At 39.6% G+C, this 15,572-nt stretch carries 13 protein-coding genes and 1 tRNA gene; 1 reads left to right on the forward strand and 13 read right to left on the reverse strand.

The features are described from left to right. Positions 1-12 precede the first annotated feature (12 nt). The 9 genes from C3K47_RS09545 to C3K47_RS09580 form a co-directional block, all read right to left on the reverse strand. Positions 13-972, reverse strand: coding sequence for a type 2 periplasmic-binding domain-containing protein (locus tag C3K47_RS09545; protein ID WP_103788911.1), 960 nt, complete (start codon positions 970-972; stop codon positions 13-15). Positions 973-1,354: 382 nt separating this feature from the next. Next, positions 1,355-1,473 (reverse strand) — tRNA-Asp (locus C3K47_RS19495). Positions 1,474-2,517: 1,044 nt separating this feature from the next. After that, complete coding sequence (locus tag C3K47_RS09550; protein ID WP_103788912.1) at positions 2,518-3,684, reverse strand: FAD-dependent oxidoreductase; 1,167 nt, start codon at positions 3,682-3,684, stop codon at positions 2,518-2,520. A 27-nt stretch (positions 3,685-3,711) separates the two neighbouring features. After that, on the reverse strand, positions 3,712-4,467 hold the full coding sequence (locus C3K47_RS09555) for a helix-turn-helix domain-containing protein (RefSeq protein ID WP_103788913.1): 756 nt from the start codon (positions 4,465-4,467) through the stop codon (positions 3,712-3,714). A 163-nt stretch (positions 4,468-4,630) separates the two neighbouring features. Then, on the reverse strand, positions 4,631-5,722 hold the full coding sequence (locus C3K47_RS09560) for a BamA/TamA family outer membrane protein (RefSeq protein ID WP_103788914.1): 1,092 nt from the start codon (positions 5,720-5,722) through the stop codon (positions 4,631-4,633). 356 nt (positions 5,723-6,078) lie between these two features. Beyond that, positions 6,079-6,999: a carbohydrate kinase family protein gene (locus tag C3K47_RS09565; protein ID WP_103788915.1), complete on the reverse strand. Its 921-nt coding sequence runs from the start codon at positions 6,997-6,999 to the stop codon at positions 6,079-6,081. Between the two features lie 30 nt (positions 7,000-7,029). Next, on the reverse strand, positions 7,030-7,830 hold the full coding sequence (locus C3K47_RS09570) for a hypothetical protein (protein ID WP_243392527.1): 801 nt from the start codon (positions 7,828-7,830) through the stop codon (positions 7,030-7,032). A gap of 93 nt (positions 7,831-7,923) precedes the next feature. Next, positions 7,924-9,279, reverse strand: a complete 1,356-nt coding sequence (locus C3K47_RS09575) for an MFS transporter (protein ID WP_103788916.1) — start codon at positions 9,277-9,279, stop codon at positions 7,924-7,926. Between the two features lie 40 nt (positions 9,280-9,319). Beyond that, positions 9,320-10,789, reverse strand: coding sequence for a mannitol dehydrogenase family protein (locus tag C3K47_RS09580; protein ID WP_103788917.1), 1,470 nt, complete (start codon positions 10,787-10,789; stop codon positions 9,320-9,322). A 249-nt stretch (positions 10,790-11,038) separates the two neighbouring features. Between C3K47_RS09580 and C3K47_RS09585 the strand changes: the two genes are divergently transcribed. After that, positions 11,039-12,049, forward strand: a complete 1,011-nt coding sequence (locus tag C3K47_RS09585; RefSeq protein ID WP_103788918.1) for a LacI family DNA-binding transcriptional regulator — start codon at positions 11,039-11,041, stop codon at positions 12,047-12,049. A 140-nt stretch (positions 12,050-12,189) separates the two neighbouring features. On the opposite strand, the gene C3K47_RS09590 is transcribed toward C3K47_RS09585, so the two are convergent. From C3K47_RS09590 to C3K47_RS09605, 4 genes are all read right to left on the reverse strand, one after another. Then, the gene (locus tag C3K47_RS09590) at positions 12,190-12,627 is read right to left on the reverse strand and encodes a hypothetical protein (protein ID WP_133159361.1); all 438 of its coding nucleotides are present in this window, start codon (positions 12,625-12,627) and stop codon (positions 12,190-12,192) included. A gap of 235 nt (positions 12,628-12,862) precedes the next feature. Next, on the reverse strand, positions 12,863-13,774 hold the full coding sequence (locus C3K47_RS09595; protein ID WP_103788920.1) for a glutaminase: 912 nt from the start codon (positions 13,772-13,774) through the stop codon (positions 12,863-12,865). A gap of 339 nt (positions 13,775-14,113) precedes the next feature. Continuing rightward, positions 14,114-14,674, reverse strand: coding sequence for a Fe-S-containing hydro-lyase (locus tag C3K47_RS09600; protein WP_103788921.1), 561 nt, complete (start codon positions 14,672-14,674; stop codon positions 14,114-14,116). A 51-nt stretch (positions 14,675-14,725) separates the two neighbouring features. Further along, positions 14,726-15,568 carry a fumarate hydratase gene (locus tag C3K47_RS09605; RefSeq protein WP_103788922.1) on the reverse strand — a complete coding sequence of 281 codons (843 nt, stop codon included), beginning with the start codon at positions 15,566-15,568 and terminating at the stop codon, positions 14,726-14,728. Between the last annotated feature and the right edge of the window lie 4 nt (positions 15,569-15,572).

A 15,572-nucleotide genomic window follows, 5' to 3' on the forward strand; every position in this document is an offset into this window, starting at 1 on the left:
GTTTTTTAGTCATTAGTTCTGTTTAGCAATGGTTTTTACAGTTGAGCTGTTTACCTTGGTTTGCAGGTCTTTTTGGCTCAAAAGCGCATATCCAAATTCATGATTGTTTAATTGACCCTTTGCACGAATCCAGTTGATAAACTCCTCGATGGATTTAGCATTGCTTTGTTCTTTTTTGTACGAAAGCGTTACTTGTTCAAAAGGTAACCCCGGGTTTGGCGTAGTTTCTATATAAGAGATCAATTGGTCGATCGTCCCATAAATTTGCTCGTTTTCATCAAGCTTACCGTTATTATTTAAATCTAGCGGAATAATATCCAGGCCTTCTTTTACTTTACGCGTGTTTAGATCGTAAATAAAATTGAGCACGTTGTAGGTAACGCCCGCCGAATCATTTAACACTGCCTGAATAAGGTGTTTATCATCTCCGCCCAGTTGTTCGCCTACCAGATTTTCCTGTTCAAAACCATAAAAGGCAGAAAAAGTAATGGGAACGCAGGCCTTTTGTGCCCGGGTATAAAATACGGGCTGGTAGCCTTTTAATTGTTTGTTGGGTTTTTGTTCAGCATCAGGTTCTGCAGGGTCGTATTTTTCAAAAAAGAGTTTTTTTAACTCTTTGGTTTTAATGCCTCGCGAGCCATAAATGCTCAGTAGCTTGTTTTGGCTATTGGCCACAGGCAGCAAAGCATAGCGAGCAACGGCTAAGGTTTCAAAACCGGAAAATTCAGCTTCGGTTAAGTGATGAGCATTAATAAACAGGTTGGCACTGTCGGCTGATTTGGTTCCTTTAACTGCTATCCTGATTTTAACATCAGGGTGCTCGTTTTTATATAAAGTGATCCATTTTTCAATAACCGGGTATACGAAACGTGTACCTGTAATCACAATTTCATTGGTAGTATTTTGAGCCTGAGCTGAATAACCAATTGCCAATAGGGCAAAGGCACTTAGCATGTGTTTTAGCGTTTTCATATTAGTTTAGCTATGGAGTTCAACAAATACGAAGCGAGAGCGATTTGCTTTACTTCATTGTGAATATGCTTTTTGAAGTATTTCTAACGTAAAGTGCTTACATCAGAAAAGAAGGGGGGAGGTTACATGCAACAGCAACGTTGCATGCAGGTATAGGCAGTGCAATAAATTTGTAAAGGTAGTGAAGTGTGATTAAGGTGGCTGATGTTTGTCATGATGTTAAATTTTAATTCATAAATATATTTAGTCTATAGAATATATAGACAAATATAAAATTGAAAATCCAAATTCAAAAGAAAATATTAAAAAAAGTTAAAAGAGGGATTTGGAGCGTAGGAGGAGGGAATATAAAAAGAAAAGCCCTTATTAGGGCTTTTCTTTTTGGCTGTAGGGGAAGGAGTCGAACCTTCAAGGAGTGGTTATCATTCAATTGCTTGAGCTTTCCCATCATTCTCCACCACCGAGACAAGGAGGTGTGTCTGCCTGTTTCACCACCCTACATTGTATGTGAGTTGTTGTTGTAAATTCTTTTTAGCTGTAGGGGAAGGAGTCGAACCTTCAAGGAGTGGTTATCATTCAATTACTTGAGCTTTCCCATCATTCTCCACCACCGAGACAAGGAGGTGTGTCTGCCTGTTTCACCACCCTACATTGTATGTGAGTTGTTGTTGTAAATTCTTTTTAGCTGTAGGGGAAGGAGTCGAACCTTCAAGGAGTGGTTATCATTCAATTACTTGAGCTTTCCCATCATTCTCCACCACCGAGACAAGGAGGTGTGTCTGCCTGTTTCACCACCCTACATTGTATGTGAGTTGTTGTTGTAAATTCTTTTTAGCTGTAGGGGAAGGAGTCGAACCTTCAAGGAGTGGTTATCATTCAATTACTTGAGCTTTCCCATCATTCTCCACCACCGAGACAAGGAGGTGTGTCTGCCTGTTTCACCACCCTACATTGTATGTGAGTTGTTGTTGTAAATTCTTTTTAGCTGTAGGGGAAGGAGTCGAACCTTCAAGGAGTGGTTATCATTCAATTGCTTGAACTTTCCCATAATTCTCCACCACCGAGACAAGGAGGTGTGTCTGCCTGTTTCACCACCCTACATTTTCTTTGTTTGTTGATACAAATATAGGTAAACAATTTGTTTTGATGCAAATCTGTTAATGAAAATTATCATTTATTAGTAAATTGTTGATTTGAATCAATTTTCATTGACAAACTATATCTTTTAAATCACAAGTATTCTACAGAATAAAAATGCGGTTTCTTTTGATTGCATAATTAATTGTTTTATAAACTGTTAGCTTTTTGGTATTTTCTGCAAGGAGAAAACTTATTGATAATCAAGTGCTTGTTGTTTTTTGTTAGTCGAAGCCGACTAGGGCCATTGATTTACTTAATTAGGTAGAGCCAAGCTTCTTAGAAACACACAATCCTGTCGTTTGACAGGATTGTGGAGTATACGGAAATGAACAATTGACTTTCCGAATACTTATAGTGGAATCTGGTTAACCGAATTTCAAGGAGCCTATAGTTGTCGCTTAATATTTACTTTAAATGCTCGTTAAATACCCCCAGCATGGAGTTTAAAGCATCTTTTGAATGCATCACTTGTCCGTTTTCAAGGGACTCACTCGCGGCCATAGCTGCCCGTTTACGCATCGTTGTTTCATAATCGGAAATTGCTTCTTTCAGCTCCTTGAATTTATCAGAGGTTAAACATTCACTAAGTTCCAGGGCATCGAGCATGGCCATGTTTACCCCTTCGCCAGCAAATGGAGGCATTACATGGGCTGCATCGCCGAGCAGTGTAAGGTTGGCCTGGGTCTCCCAGGTTTGGTCTAAAGGCATACAGTAGATCAATCGTGGTATAACAGGAGTTGCTGTGTTTTCAAGCAGTTTATGCCAAACTGTGCTCCATTCGGCATATTCCTGTTTAAACCAGGTTAGCAATTGTTCTTTATCAACATAATTTAAACCATTGTTTGCTGCCCAGCTTTCCTCTGCTTTTATGCTTACATAAAACCCTAGCTCATTGTTTCCTTTTGAGCCCATTAGTAAACATTTAGAATTTCCGAAAGCCATAATTTTTCCGCCGTTTAATAAGGCATGAATTTCAGGTGTTGCTTTTTCTGCATCATAAATATTGGCTTCCAGCATGGTGATACCCGAATAAAAAGCTTTGATGTCTGTGAGGTAAGGACGAATTTTAGAGTTGGCCCCATCTGCCGCAATAACAATATCAGCATATGCAGTTGATCCATTTTTGAAATGCAGCAGCCAGCCTTCATTTTGTTTTTCCATGGAAACAAATTGGCTATCCCAAACCACTGTTTCCGGTTGTAATGATTCGAGCAGCATGTTTCTTAATGGACCGCGGTCAATCTCCGGACGGAAATGTTCGCAGCCAAAATTTTCTTCCGGGTGGGTTTCGTGATCACTGAAAAGTATTTCTGCATGTTCGTTTACGATCAGCATTTTATCGGCTCCCGGGCGATAATGCTTTTTAAACTCTTCTAATAAGTTGGCTTTACGCAAGGCTGCCAATCCCGATTCATGGTGCAGATCAAGTGGCGAACCTTGCACGCGAGCATGCTTGTCAAAATCCCTTTCATATACTTTAATATTAGCGCCCTTAAGCTGCAAAAGCCTCGCTAAGGTTAATCCTCCAGGACCTCCACCAACAATAGCGATCTGTTTATTTTCTATCAGCATTTTAAATTTAGTTTTACGCTTGCAAAACTATTGCTGCTTTAGGACGGATAATAGTAAAAATCGGTCGTTTTGATTTTTGGATAATTCTTTAGGCGCTACACCTGAAAACTTCTTGATCTCTTTTATGAAATGGGTTTGATCAGTGAAGTTTAGCTCAGGAAAAAGTTTACCTTCTGCAATATGTTCCAATGAGGCTCTGAAACGTAGAATGTTGCAGTAGGTTTTTAATGAAAGCCCGAATTGTTGATTGAAGTAACGATTGATCTGCCTGCTGCTCCATGATACTTTTTCAGAAAGTTCCTTTACGCTCATTTCGCCATTTGATGAATAAATCAAGTCGAAAAGCTTGCGTTTTCTTTCATCTACTTCAAGCGGCAAAAGCTCGGTTATTTTTTTGGTGGCTTTCCGGTAAAATGCATCAAAATCTTTCAAATCATCGGCATTGAAATTCCAAAAGCCATCAGGAAGATCTTTGGCGCCATTTGATATATCGGCTAATGAAGTTTGTAAAATATATTCGGCGGCAAGGGGTTTAAAATTTATATCGAAAGCAAGTGTTTGAGGAGGAAGGCTCCTTTTTTCAGGGAAAGTATCTAAACCAATGAGTGTAACATGAAAAGGCTCTGATGCAGATTGCGAAAAGAACAGATCAACCCGTCCATCAGGCATTACAACCACTTCTCTTGCTTCATTCGATTGGTTGTGAAACATCCCGATACTTTCAACAAAGTCGGCAATAGATTTATCGGGTTTAATGAATTTGCAAATAAAATCATTGCTCATGGTAGCATCATCACTTTTTTAGGTTATAAGCTTCAATTGCAAAGATAATTTCTGCTTAATTCATTGTTCTACTCGCTAAGAAATTCCCGCTTATTTCGCTGATTTTCGCAGATTCGTTAATCATTTATTCGGCGTACATCTCCGTGATCTGGGGCCTAAATTACTACCTTCCAAATGATTCGCCAATTCTGAATGTTATGCTGTAATCATTCTTTCCCAAACCTGCATCAACCCCAATATTAATTTTCATGGAAGGAATGAGTCTGAAACGCACTCCGGCACCTCCACCGGGTAATAGTTGTGAACTAAAAATGTCGGAAAAAGATTCTACAGCCGAAGCCAGTCCAAAAAATCCCACCATTCCAAATCTTGAATTGTTAAACATCCAACGATATTCTGATTGAACTGTATAAATCTGGTTACCTCGGAATTCGCCTTGCGAATATCCTCGTATATCATCACTGCTTACTATGCCCTGTCCCTGAAAGGGTACTGAGCCGGTAGCAATATTTAAATTGGCCCGTGCTATCAATATATGCCTTTTATCATTTTTCACATCAAAAAACTGGTTGTAATTGAGCTGATAACGGATAAAATTATTGTCGGTCCCTAACCACTCCCGGTAAAACTGATTTTTGAAGTTCATAAAGATCCCGGTGGTTGGAAAATAAACATCGTCCCTGCTATCCTGGCTAATGACATAACCTATATTGCTCATGTTTTGTACGTCAACAGAATCATTATATGCATTAAAAATAGTTTTAGTCTTGTTGTATTCTCCATAGAGTCCGGCGTAGATCCTTTTATAAACTTTACGTTGAAATTGCCCCACCACCATTTTAACATCATTCGAATAATCTTCGTACTGCCCAGCATTGTTGTTCGCCTCTCCATTGAAGTATTGATAATTGACATTCCCCTTTACAGCATAAGCGCGTACACGCCATTTGTCTTGCTTTAAATATAATTGCTGTCCTACGCCAACTATCCAGCTGTTTTCGGCAGTATAAATGCCCATCAATCCGGTATTTGAAACCGGTGATACAGTGTCGTTTTTGTTTACTTTATAAAAGGCTGAGGTCATGGCTCCAACAATAATGCCCTGTGTGCGGTTGTAATTAATTATTGGGATGGCTGCAAACCTTACTTTCTTATTTTTAGTTTTTGTAGAATCAGATTTGGTTTGTGCGAATGCGAGTTGTGTGATGGTCAGTAAAGCAATCACCAGTTGAGAACATAATAGATGTTTAAGCATACTCTGATTGTTTTGATGGTTTGTGCAAATTTTCGAAGGAGTTAATGGTCACCTACTATTAGTTTATTGGTTTGATGAAAGTAAAAAGCTATGTATCAGGTTATTGTTAATATACAGCTTTTAAATGGTATGTTGGATTTTCTGTGAAACTCAAATCGAACTGATTTAAAGACTTAGAATAAATGATGCAGATGTAAAGCAAGGAAGTAGAAACAAAAAATCCCGTCATTCGACGGGATCATATGATGAATACTTGAATAAGAACTGTTGAGCTTCCCAAAAGCTTCCGGGAAGCTCTTGCAGTCTGGCTGTATATAATTAGCATTTAATTTTAGAAAGTGAACTTTCCAATCCAACTATACCGGTTGTAATGAAACGGATTGCTGTTTCTTAAATGATTCGAATTCTTGTAATGTATATTCCGGACAAGCGCCTTCGCTCGAAGTTATAAATGCACCCAAAGTAACTGCCTGAGACATGATGTCATAAGGTGTTGCTCCTTTTTGAAGGCGTTTTGATAAAAAGCCTGCCAGAAACGAATCTCCGCTACCTACGGTGTCTTTTACCTGTACCGGCACAGCCGGACAAAGGTAAAATTGGTCTTCAATGGCATATAAAGCACCTTTGCTGCCTTTTGAAACGATTATTTCCTTCAGGTCAAACTTGTCTTGCAAAAATTTAACACCATCTCTTTCAGTGGTATATTCTTTTCCAAATGACTCTAACACAATAAGCATTTCAGCCTTGTTGAACTTACCTAAATGTGCTTTTTTCAGCAGCTCATTTATCAGGTTAATATTGTAAAAAGGTTTTCGAAGATTGATATCGAACACATTGAAACGGCTTTTCTCGATCAACTCAAACAAGGCTTTTTCCGACACTTTGCTTCTTGCACCTAAAGAGCCAAAAACAAGTGCATCTGCCTGCTCTAAAAAGGCGATATCATCTTGTTTGGGTTGGTTATAATCCCAGGCTACATTTTCTGAAATGGTGTAATGTGCATCATTGTGCTCATCAATATCAGCAATTACGGTACTTGTAGGATAATTTTCAGCGATAGAAATTCCATCCACCGTCATATTCCATTTTTGTATTTTCTCTATGATCTCACGACCAAGTTCATCGTTGCCAATGCTGCTGATCATCCTGGCCGTAGCGCCCATTTTAAACAGGTGATAGGCCACATTAAAGGGAGCGCCACCTAATTTTTTTTCTTTTCCCGGAAAAATGTCCCATAACACTTCTCCAAAACAGGCTACATTAATTTTATTTTCCATTTGATTAAAATCTATGATAAAAAATGAATGTTAAAATGAGAAAGGCTGTATTGAAAATTGAAAATAGGCCTTATTGGTAACGGGATTCCACATGGGCCAAAAACCTACGGGAAGTGTGTAGTTCGCTATTTTCAAATTTCTTGTAAACATCAGGCTCACTTCGTTGACTCCAGCTTTTGGAGCGAAAAAGTTGCCTGTTTCACCTTTGGTATTATTTAATGCGAAACTGTAACCAACTCTACCACTGATTTCCCATTTATCGTTTTTAACGAAAGGATATTCAGCTGATACAAAAGTAGAATAGCGGTTTTCAGTGTTTGAAAGATTTCGGTCTCTACCAAAGATAACAGTATTCCAGCTGAGTGTTAATGGGATTTTATTACTTATGGTATAGTTAGTTCTCAAGTCCCAGAAACGCCCCGTTTCATACGAGTTATAATTGAAGAATTCCCTATTGTTATACCCGGCCCCCGGAGAATAATTATAGATATCCCACAGTTCGGCAGAGAAGTTTTTTACTTTAAAACCCACATAGGTGTTGAACTCTTTGTACGAACCGGTTGTATTGCCACCTGCCCAAAATCCACCGTATACATTACCGTATTGCACATAAAGATTTCCGGTATAAACTAATCCTGTTGCCACTTCAGAGCCTCTCCAAAGGTGATTGTTTCGGAATTGCAAGGAGGAGTGTAAGTGATCAGTGAATGGCTTATTTTTAAGGCTATCCTGTGCATTGGCGAAAATGCTTGTTGTTAACATTAAAATCAGGAGAGCAGCTTTTGTAATGGAAACACCACAGTTAAATCGATGATTTAGGGTAGTATTCATTATAAGTTTAGGTTTTAATTGGTTTATGGTTAGGCTGCAAACCAAAAGCGTTTAAGCTATGGTTTGCAGCCAGATGGTGAATAATTATGATGATTAATGATGCGCTAGCACCTCTTCTCCCTCTGCAACAGCAACCTGGCGGTCTTGAGGTCTGATTTTATAGCCAAACAATGCATAGCTAAGCATCAACAGTTCACATGCTACGTTAAGCAACCAGGTATATCTCCATGATTCAAAGAAATCTGCTAAACCTCCCTGAAGTAAGGTGAACACTGCCCCTCCAAATACTGCGGACACAAAAACACCTGAAGCTTTTGAAGTATATTTTCCAAGGTCTTTGATCGCAAGCGAGAAGATACAGCTCCACATTGATGAGTGTAAAAGTCCAACTGCAACCAGGTACCACAGATTTTGCTCAACCATTGAAACAAGGATGAGTATAGTAGCTATAATGGTAGTGGTGGTCAGCTGCACTCTAGCTGAAATTTTGCTAAAGAAGCTTGAAACGATTCTGCCGACAAGGAATCCTCCCCAGTAAAGCGTAGATAATAATGCGTGAACGCCAAAATCAATGCCGCCAATGATCATATCTTCTCTCCCGAAGAAGGTAATTTTTCCTCCGGATTCTAATAATTCCAATGCATACAGGTTAATGTTAGCACCTATGGCAACTTCGGTACCTACGTAAAAGAAAATCGCCATTACACCCAGTGCAAAATGTCTGAACGACCAAATGCTTCTTTCTAATACCTCACCCTTTGTAGCTCTTGTAGCCGGAAGATCAGGAATGTGAAGTTTCTTGGTTAATACCAATACAGCCACCACACAAAGAATTAGTATGAATAGAGGGGTAAGCAATTGTTTGATCTCTATACTTTCAATAGATACTCCGCTAAACATTACCACGGTTACAAAGAAAGGTGCAGTTGTGGTACCTATAGAGTTTATTCCTGTGGTAATATTCAGTCTTTGTACAGGTTGTGTTCCCGGCAAATTGTAGGATGCCACATATGGATTAACAACTACCTGTATTATTGCAGCCGAACATCCCATAATGTAAGACCCGGTAAGAAAGATCAAATAACCATAAGGTATGATGATGCTTCCTATCTGAAAATCTAAATGAGGAAACTCATGACCTATAAAAGCAGCCGTTAAATAAATCGACAAGCCTAATATGATAAACATCAGTCCCCGGATAATGGTCTTTTGATATCCGTGCTTGTTCACCCATCTACTACCCAGTGTTCCATTGACCAGGTATCCGAGGAAAAAGAAAAATGAAATTAAAGTGGTAAGAGTATTTTTTAAATCGCCTGCATGCGATAAAAAAGTAAACTTTAAGGGAGCCTGTAACTGCTCATTTATGGTTGTTAAAAAACCTACTATAAAGTAGATAAAAGTAACAATTACGAAGGGCAGTATTCTGCTCGGTGCTTTAGAGTTCATGATGCGCTTAGCTTTCTGTTTTCGTTTTACTTTAGTTTGATTAAGCCACTGATAATCCTACAATGGAATTTAGTACCTCCAGCGTGTTTTCTTCTTTAATTCTTGAAACAAACTCCACGTATTGTTCAACAAATTTTGAAGCGCTTTTTAGATCGATGCTTTGGAAGGCGGATAGACCAAGGAAAGCTAACGGATCATTGCTGTCAATAAGCAGTTGATCATCGCTGGTTAGCCAAGGTTCGTTTAACAGAAATTCTAAACCTTTATCGTCGGTTTTGTATTTCAGGTAATGACGATAAGCTGCCACTAAAAAACTAACACGGGTAAGGTCCTTGTCGTCGTTTATCATTTTAGCCAGATTTGGCATAATGTAAACAGGGAATTTTGAAATACCATCCGAGCAAAGGCGGCTGATCTGGTCACTAACCGAACGATTTGCAAAACGTTCGATAAGTGTAGTTTTGTAAACATCCAAATCGGTGTTTTCAGGAGCCGGTACGTAAGGTGTAATATCAATATCCATGAAATCACGCACGAATTGAATGATCGTTGCATCGTGCATGGCATCATCCACTTTTCGGTAGCCGATCAACAACGAAGGATAAGATAGGAGGGTATGCGAAGCATTTAGCAAGCTCAGCTTCATGTTCTCATACTTAGAAACATCATTGGTAAACTCTACACCTACTTTTTCCCAGGCTGGTCTTCCTGCAATGAAGTTATCTTCAATAACCCATTGAATAAAATCTTCACAATAAACCGGAGCCAGATCTTGTATACCACTGAGTTTATTTAATCGCTTCATGTCAGCAGGGGTAGTAACAGGCGTAATTCTGTCGACCATGCTGTTTGGGAACGTTACGTTTGTTTTTATCCAATGCGCCAAATCCTGATCTTGTGCCTCAATGAATGCTGTAAATGCCTTTTGGGTAACCTTGCCATTATGTTGCAGGTTATCACACGAAAGAATAGTAAGACCTCCGATACCGGCTGCTTTACGTTGACGTAATCCTTCGGCTATAAAGCCAAATACAGTAGTTGGAGTTTGAGGGTTTGCAATATCATGCTGAACCTTTTTATCTGAAAGGATGAATTCGTTGGTTGTTTTATCAATATTATAACCACCCTCTGTAATGGTGAGCGTGATGATCTTTATAGAAGCATCTGCAATTTTGCTGACCACGGCAATAGGGGTTTCAACTGCCCAGATTAATTCAACAAGCGATCCGATTTTTACTATAGAATCGTTTCCTGTTCTCCCACACACAGTAACTGTGTATTCTCCATCCTGGCTTTTTAATTTTTGCACTAATGCCTCATCAGATGGCAACATGGCAACTCCGCAAACTCCCCATTGTTGTTGAGTTGGATCTTCGAGCAGGCTATTGGTATAATATTCCTGGTGTGCCCTGTGGAAGTTTCCTACGCCGATATGTACGATCCCCGATTTTACATTACCGCGTTGGAAGTTGTAGTTAATTACTTGTGAATTAATAATTTGAGAATTCATAAACTATAAATTTTCTCCAAATGTAGATTGCTCGTGTAAAAAAGCCTTTACAAAAAGATTGAGAATCCGTTGGGAACGTTTGCGGGAACGTTCCCAAAATCTGCAAACGTTCCCATTTTTTTGTATTTTATATAGAAAATTAAGGTTTTATTAGTTGAAATCACTGCCTTTATTTGTTCTATTCTATTGACATTCAGTGTTTAGTAGGTGTGTAGCAGGCTTTGCCTTAAAATTTTTACTCAACCATTCATGAAAAAGCCCGTAACAATTAAAGATCTATCAAAGCATTTATTGCTGTCTACTTCAACTATTTCACGGGCATTAACTAACGACAAGAATATACGGAAGGAAACCAGGGAAAAGGTTTTACAAGCCGCCCAGGAACTTGGTTATAAACCTAACCTCACAGCTGTTAATTTAAAATTGGGGCGTTCTAATAGCGTTGGTGTCATCGTGCCGGAAATGATCACACCGTTTGCATCTCAGGTTTTGGAGGGTATCCAGGAAATATTATGGCCCGAAGGCTACAGGGTGATCATCGCCCAGTCGGAAGAAGATCCACAAACAGAAAAAAAGAATTTGCAGTTGATGGAGCAGTTTCAGGTAGATGGGATCATCATTTGCGTGTGTGATCAGGCGGTTAATCAGAGTTTGTATTTGCAAATTCAGCAAAAGGGAATACCCATGGTGTTTTACGACCGGATTTCAAAAGAGATGGAGGGCTCTCAGGTGATTGTCGATGATTACATGAAATCGGTATTTATGGTGGAGCACCTTATTCAAACAGGTAGAAAAAATATTGTTCATTTGCATGGTCCATCGTACATCAACAATTCTGCGGAACGGTTTAAAGGTTATAAGAAAGCTCTTGAAAAGCATAAAATTCCTTATTCACCTGAATTGGTCATAAAAACAGGTTTAACATTTGATGATGGCATGAACGCAGCCAGGCAGTTGCTTGAGTCGAATTTACCGTTTGATAGCATTTTTGCTTTTACAGATACACTTGCCATAGGAGCAATGAATTACTTGCGCGAGCAAAACATAAAAATACCGGAGCAGGTGGCGGTGGCAAGCTTTTCCGGTACAACACTTTCAACTTTAGTTTATCCCCAACTTACAACTGTGGAACAGCCTTTAAAAGAAATGGGACGCACCGCTGCCGAGATGATACTAAATAAAATTTCTGATAAATCTTATGAGGACAAAACCGTAGTGTTAGATGCCAAGATAAAGATAAGAGCCTCTACAACTGTTTGAAAATATCTATTACAGCTCGTTCCGATTTTTCCCGGTTTAATAAAATAAAACCAGTTGTTTTTATTCATGAAACGGTGTTTTCTGTAAACAAAAAGATCCGGGTTGTAATCCCGGATCTCATTTGAATAATTTCTTAAATCCTACCAAAACGAATCGGTAGTTAGCACTACCACCGTTCCTGGTTCTTCCACATTTTCATCATCTTCGGCGGAAACAAAAATTCTGACAGGTTTATAAGGGCTTGCTGTTTCAATTGCTGCCTTTCTGGCTTTCGAAAACATGGAACTAGAGCTGTTTATATGACCAACGCTTTTGATTCCTTTTTCTGCAGTTTCCATCCATACAATGTAGACTTTCTTAGGAGGCGTTAGTCTCTTAGGTTCTGCTAAATTGTCAATATTAATGTTGATGGCATAATTGCCATTCTTATCCTTTTTTACCTTTACGGTACCTTCAGCGCTGGGTACAACGCTTGAAGTGTTAAAAGATACTTTTTTCGTTTGCGCAGATGAACTAAAATAAGTCCCTGCCATTAATAAGAACAAGCAAATTGTCGAGCGTAAAAGTAGAGGTTTCATATTTTTAGTTTTGAAAAAATTACTTAGAATAAGTACTTCAATTGTAATTTAATAAAATATTTCAACATTTTCCTGGAAAGAAGGTAGTTTAACTCAATGAATTATTTTTGGTATATGTCTCATTATAAGTGGAGTATGTGATTGTTTTGACGGTTTGGATATTGATCATTGATAAAAAATCCCAAATTCCTCAGTCGATTGGAAGTTGGGGTTGTCATTTTATTCAGGTTTCCAATCAGAAAATCGACAATTCGGTTTTGGTAGTCAATAATTCCAAGGACTTCATTCCTAATTCTGAGTTACCTTTCTTATTCAATCGAGGATTCCATGTAGCCACAACAAATTTTTCGGGCAACAAAGCAACAATTCCGCCTCCTATTCCACTTTTTCCGGGCAACCCCACCTTGTATGTAAACTCACCCGACTCATCATAGAATCCACAGGTTTGCATCAAGGCATTTGTACGTTTCACCTGAGATTTTGATAAGATTCTCTTACCCGTCTGGGTTCGCCCTCCGTTGGTCAAAAAATAAAAGGCTTGAGCCAACTCTTTGCAACTCATTTCTACTGAACACTGGTGAAAATAAAAATCCAAAACCGTGTCAACATCGTTTTTAATATTCCCATACGATTTCAAGAAATTAGCCATAGCCGCATTTCTAAATCCGGTTTCCTTTTCTGATTTTGCAACATTCAGATTAAAATCTATAGTCGGGATGCCTGTAAGCATTCTGATAAACGCTAAAAAATCCTGCTTTGGATCTTTCAAAACAGTTACCAACATATCGGCAATAACCAAGGCTCCGGCGTTAATAAAGGGGTTTCGGGGAATTCCCTGTTCGTATTCCAACTGTACTAACGAGTTAAATGCGTTGCCCGATGGTTCCACGCTTACCCTCTCCCAAATCTTTTCATCCAGAAAAGTCAAAGCCATAGTCAGCGTTAAGACTTTGGAAATACTCTGAATGGAAAACTTTTCCTGATAATCGCCTAAAGAAAAATTTTTACCTTCAAATGTTGTAAGATAAAGACCGAACTTATCAGGATCAACCTTTGCTAATTCCGGAATTGAAGTAGCTACACTTCCAACTTTAGGTAGCTTGCTTACCTCATTATATATATCATTCAATACTTTTTGATATTCCATCTTCTTTTATACGCATAGTTGTGTCCATTCTGATTTATCACTTTCAATAACTTTTAACCAAGCTTCCTTTCCTGTCCGGATTGTCTATAGAAACTCCTAAAACTGATGATTTAAGGGCGAAGCTTGAGGAGGTGTTGAATCACAATAAATCGTGTTACAGTATGTAAATCATTAAGTGGACCTGCTACTGTATAATTGGATGTGCCCCCGGAGAAGTTCGAATTCATTGGGTTTAATTGTACTCTGCGATTGTTTTTATTGTATTGGTATGCCAGATGGCCTTCAAGCTCGCAGCGATTCTAAACTGTTGTGTATGATTTTTGGTTAAAATGAATTCTGTTAGAGCGATTGCTGATAAACCTTCCTTCCTTCATCATAAATATTCCTACCCTGACTATCGATGGCAACAATTACCGGCAAATTTTCCATGACCAAACGGCGGACGGCTTCGGTACCGAGGTCTTCAAAGGCGACGATTTCAGCGCTTTGCACGCTTTGCCCCATCAGGGCAGCAGCTCCACCAATGGCGGCAAAATAAACACCATTAGTGCTCACAATGGCATCAATTACTTCCTGGTTGCGCAGGCCTTTGCCTATCATTACTTTCAATCCTTCTTTCATCAGGCGGGGGGCATACAAATCCATCCGTCCACTGGTTGTGGGACCAACAGAACCGATGGATCTGCCTGGTTTTGCCGGACAGGGCCCAGCATAGTAGATCGCGGCACCAGTAAAGTCGAATGGCATCGGCTCACCTTGGTCAAGCAATTCGCACATTCGTTTGTGAGCAGCATCACGGGCGGTGTAAACGACACCCGAAATGTAAACCATATCCCCGGCTTTCAGTTTCTTGATGGTCTCCTCAGAGAGGGGAGTGGTAAGTTGTATGTTCTCTTCCATTATAAATTTTCAATCGAGATTGTTTAAATTTTCTTTTCCATTGTAGAGGGTTTACAAATGTCCCTCGGAATGGCGGGTAACATGGCAACCAATATTCACCGAAACCGGAAGCCCGGCAATGTGAGTGGGATAGGTCACGATGTGAACAGCCAAGGCAGTGGTGCTTCCTCCAAAACCGGCAGGGCCAATACCTAAATCGTTAATGGATTGGAGCAATTCTTCTTCAATTTTTGCCAAGTCGGGATTTGGGTTTGCCTGGTCAACAGGTAACAGCAGGGCTTTCTTGCTGAGCAGTGCGCTTTTCTCCATCGTGCCACCAATGCCTACGCCAACAATGATGGGCGGGCAAGGATTTGCTCCGGCTTCGGATACAGTTTGTATAACAAAATCTTTCACGCCTTGTAATCCTTGACTGGGTTTAAGCATTTTCAACTGACTCATGTTCTCGCTTCCAAACCCTTTGGGAGCAACGGTGATATGAAATTCATCACCCGGAACAATGTCGTAATGAATCACAGCCGGCGTGTTATCTTTGGTATTCACACGGTCAAGTGGATCTTTGACTACTGATTTACGTAAGAAACCTTTTTCATATCCTCTTCGTACGCCTTCGTTAATGGCATCTTCCAGCGAGCCACCTGTAACGTGAGCATCCTGTCCGACAGTGACAAACACTACTGTCATGCCTGTATCCTGACAAATGGGATCGAAGTTCTCGCGGGCCATCCGGGCATTCTCCACCAGAGTGCCCAAAACCTTTTGACCTAACGGCGACTTTTCAGTTGTACAACATTTACCTAAACAAGAATAAATATCATCTGATAAGCGGCAGTTGGCATCTATGCAGAGTTTTTCAACCAGTTCCGTAATCTGTTCCGTTCGTATTTCTCTCATGATC

Origin of the sequence: Solitalea longa (assembly GCF_002920915.1) — a bacterium.
Taxonomy (GTDB): Bacteria; Bacteroidota; Bacteroidia; order Sphingobacteriales; family Sphingobacteriaceae; genus Solitalea; species Solitalea longa.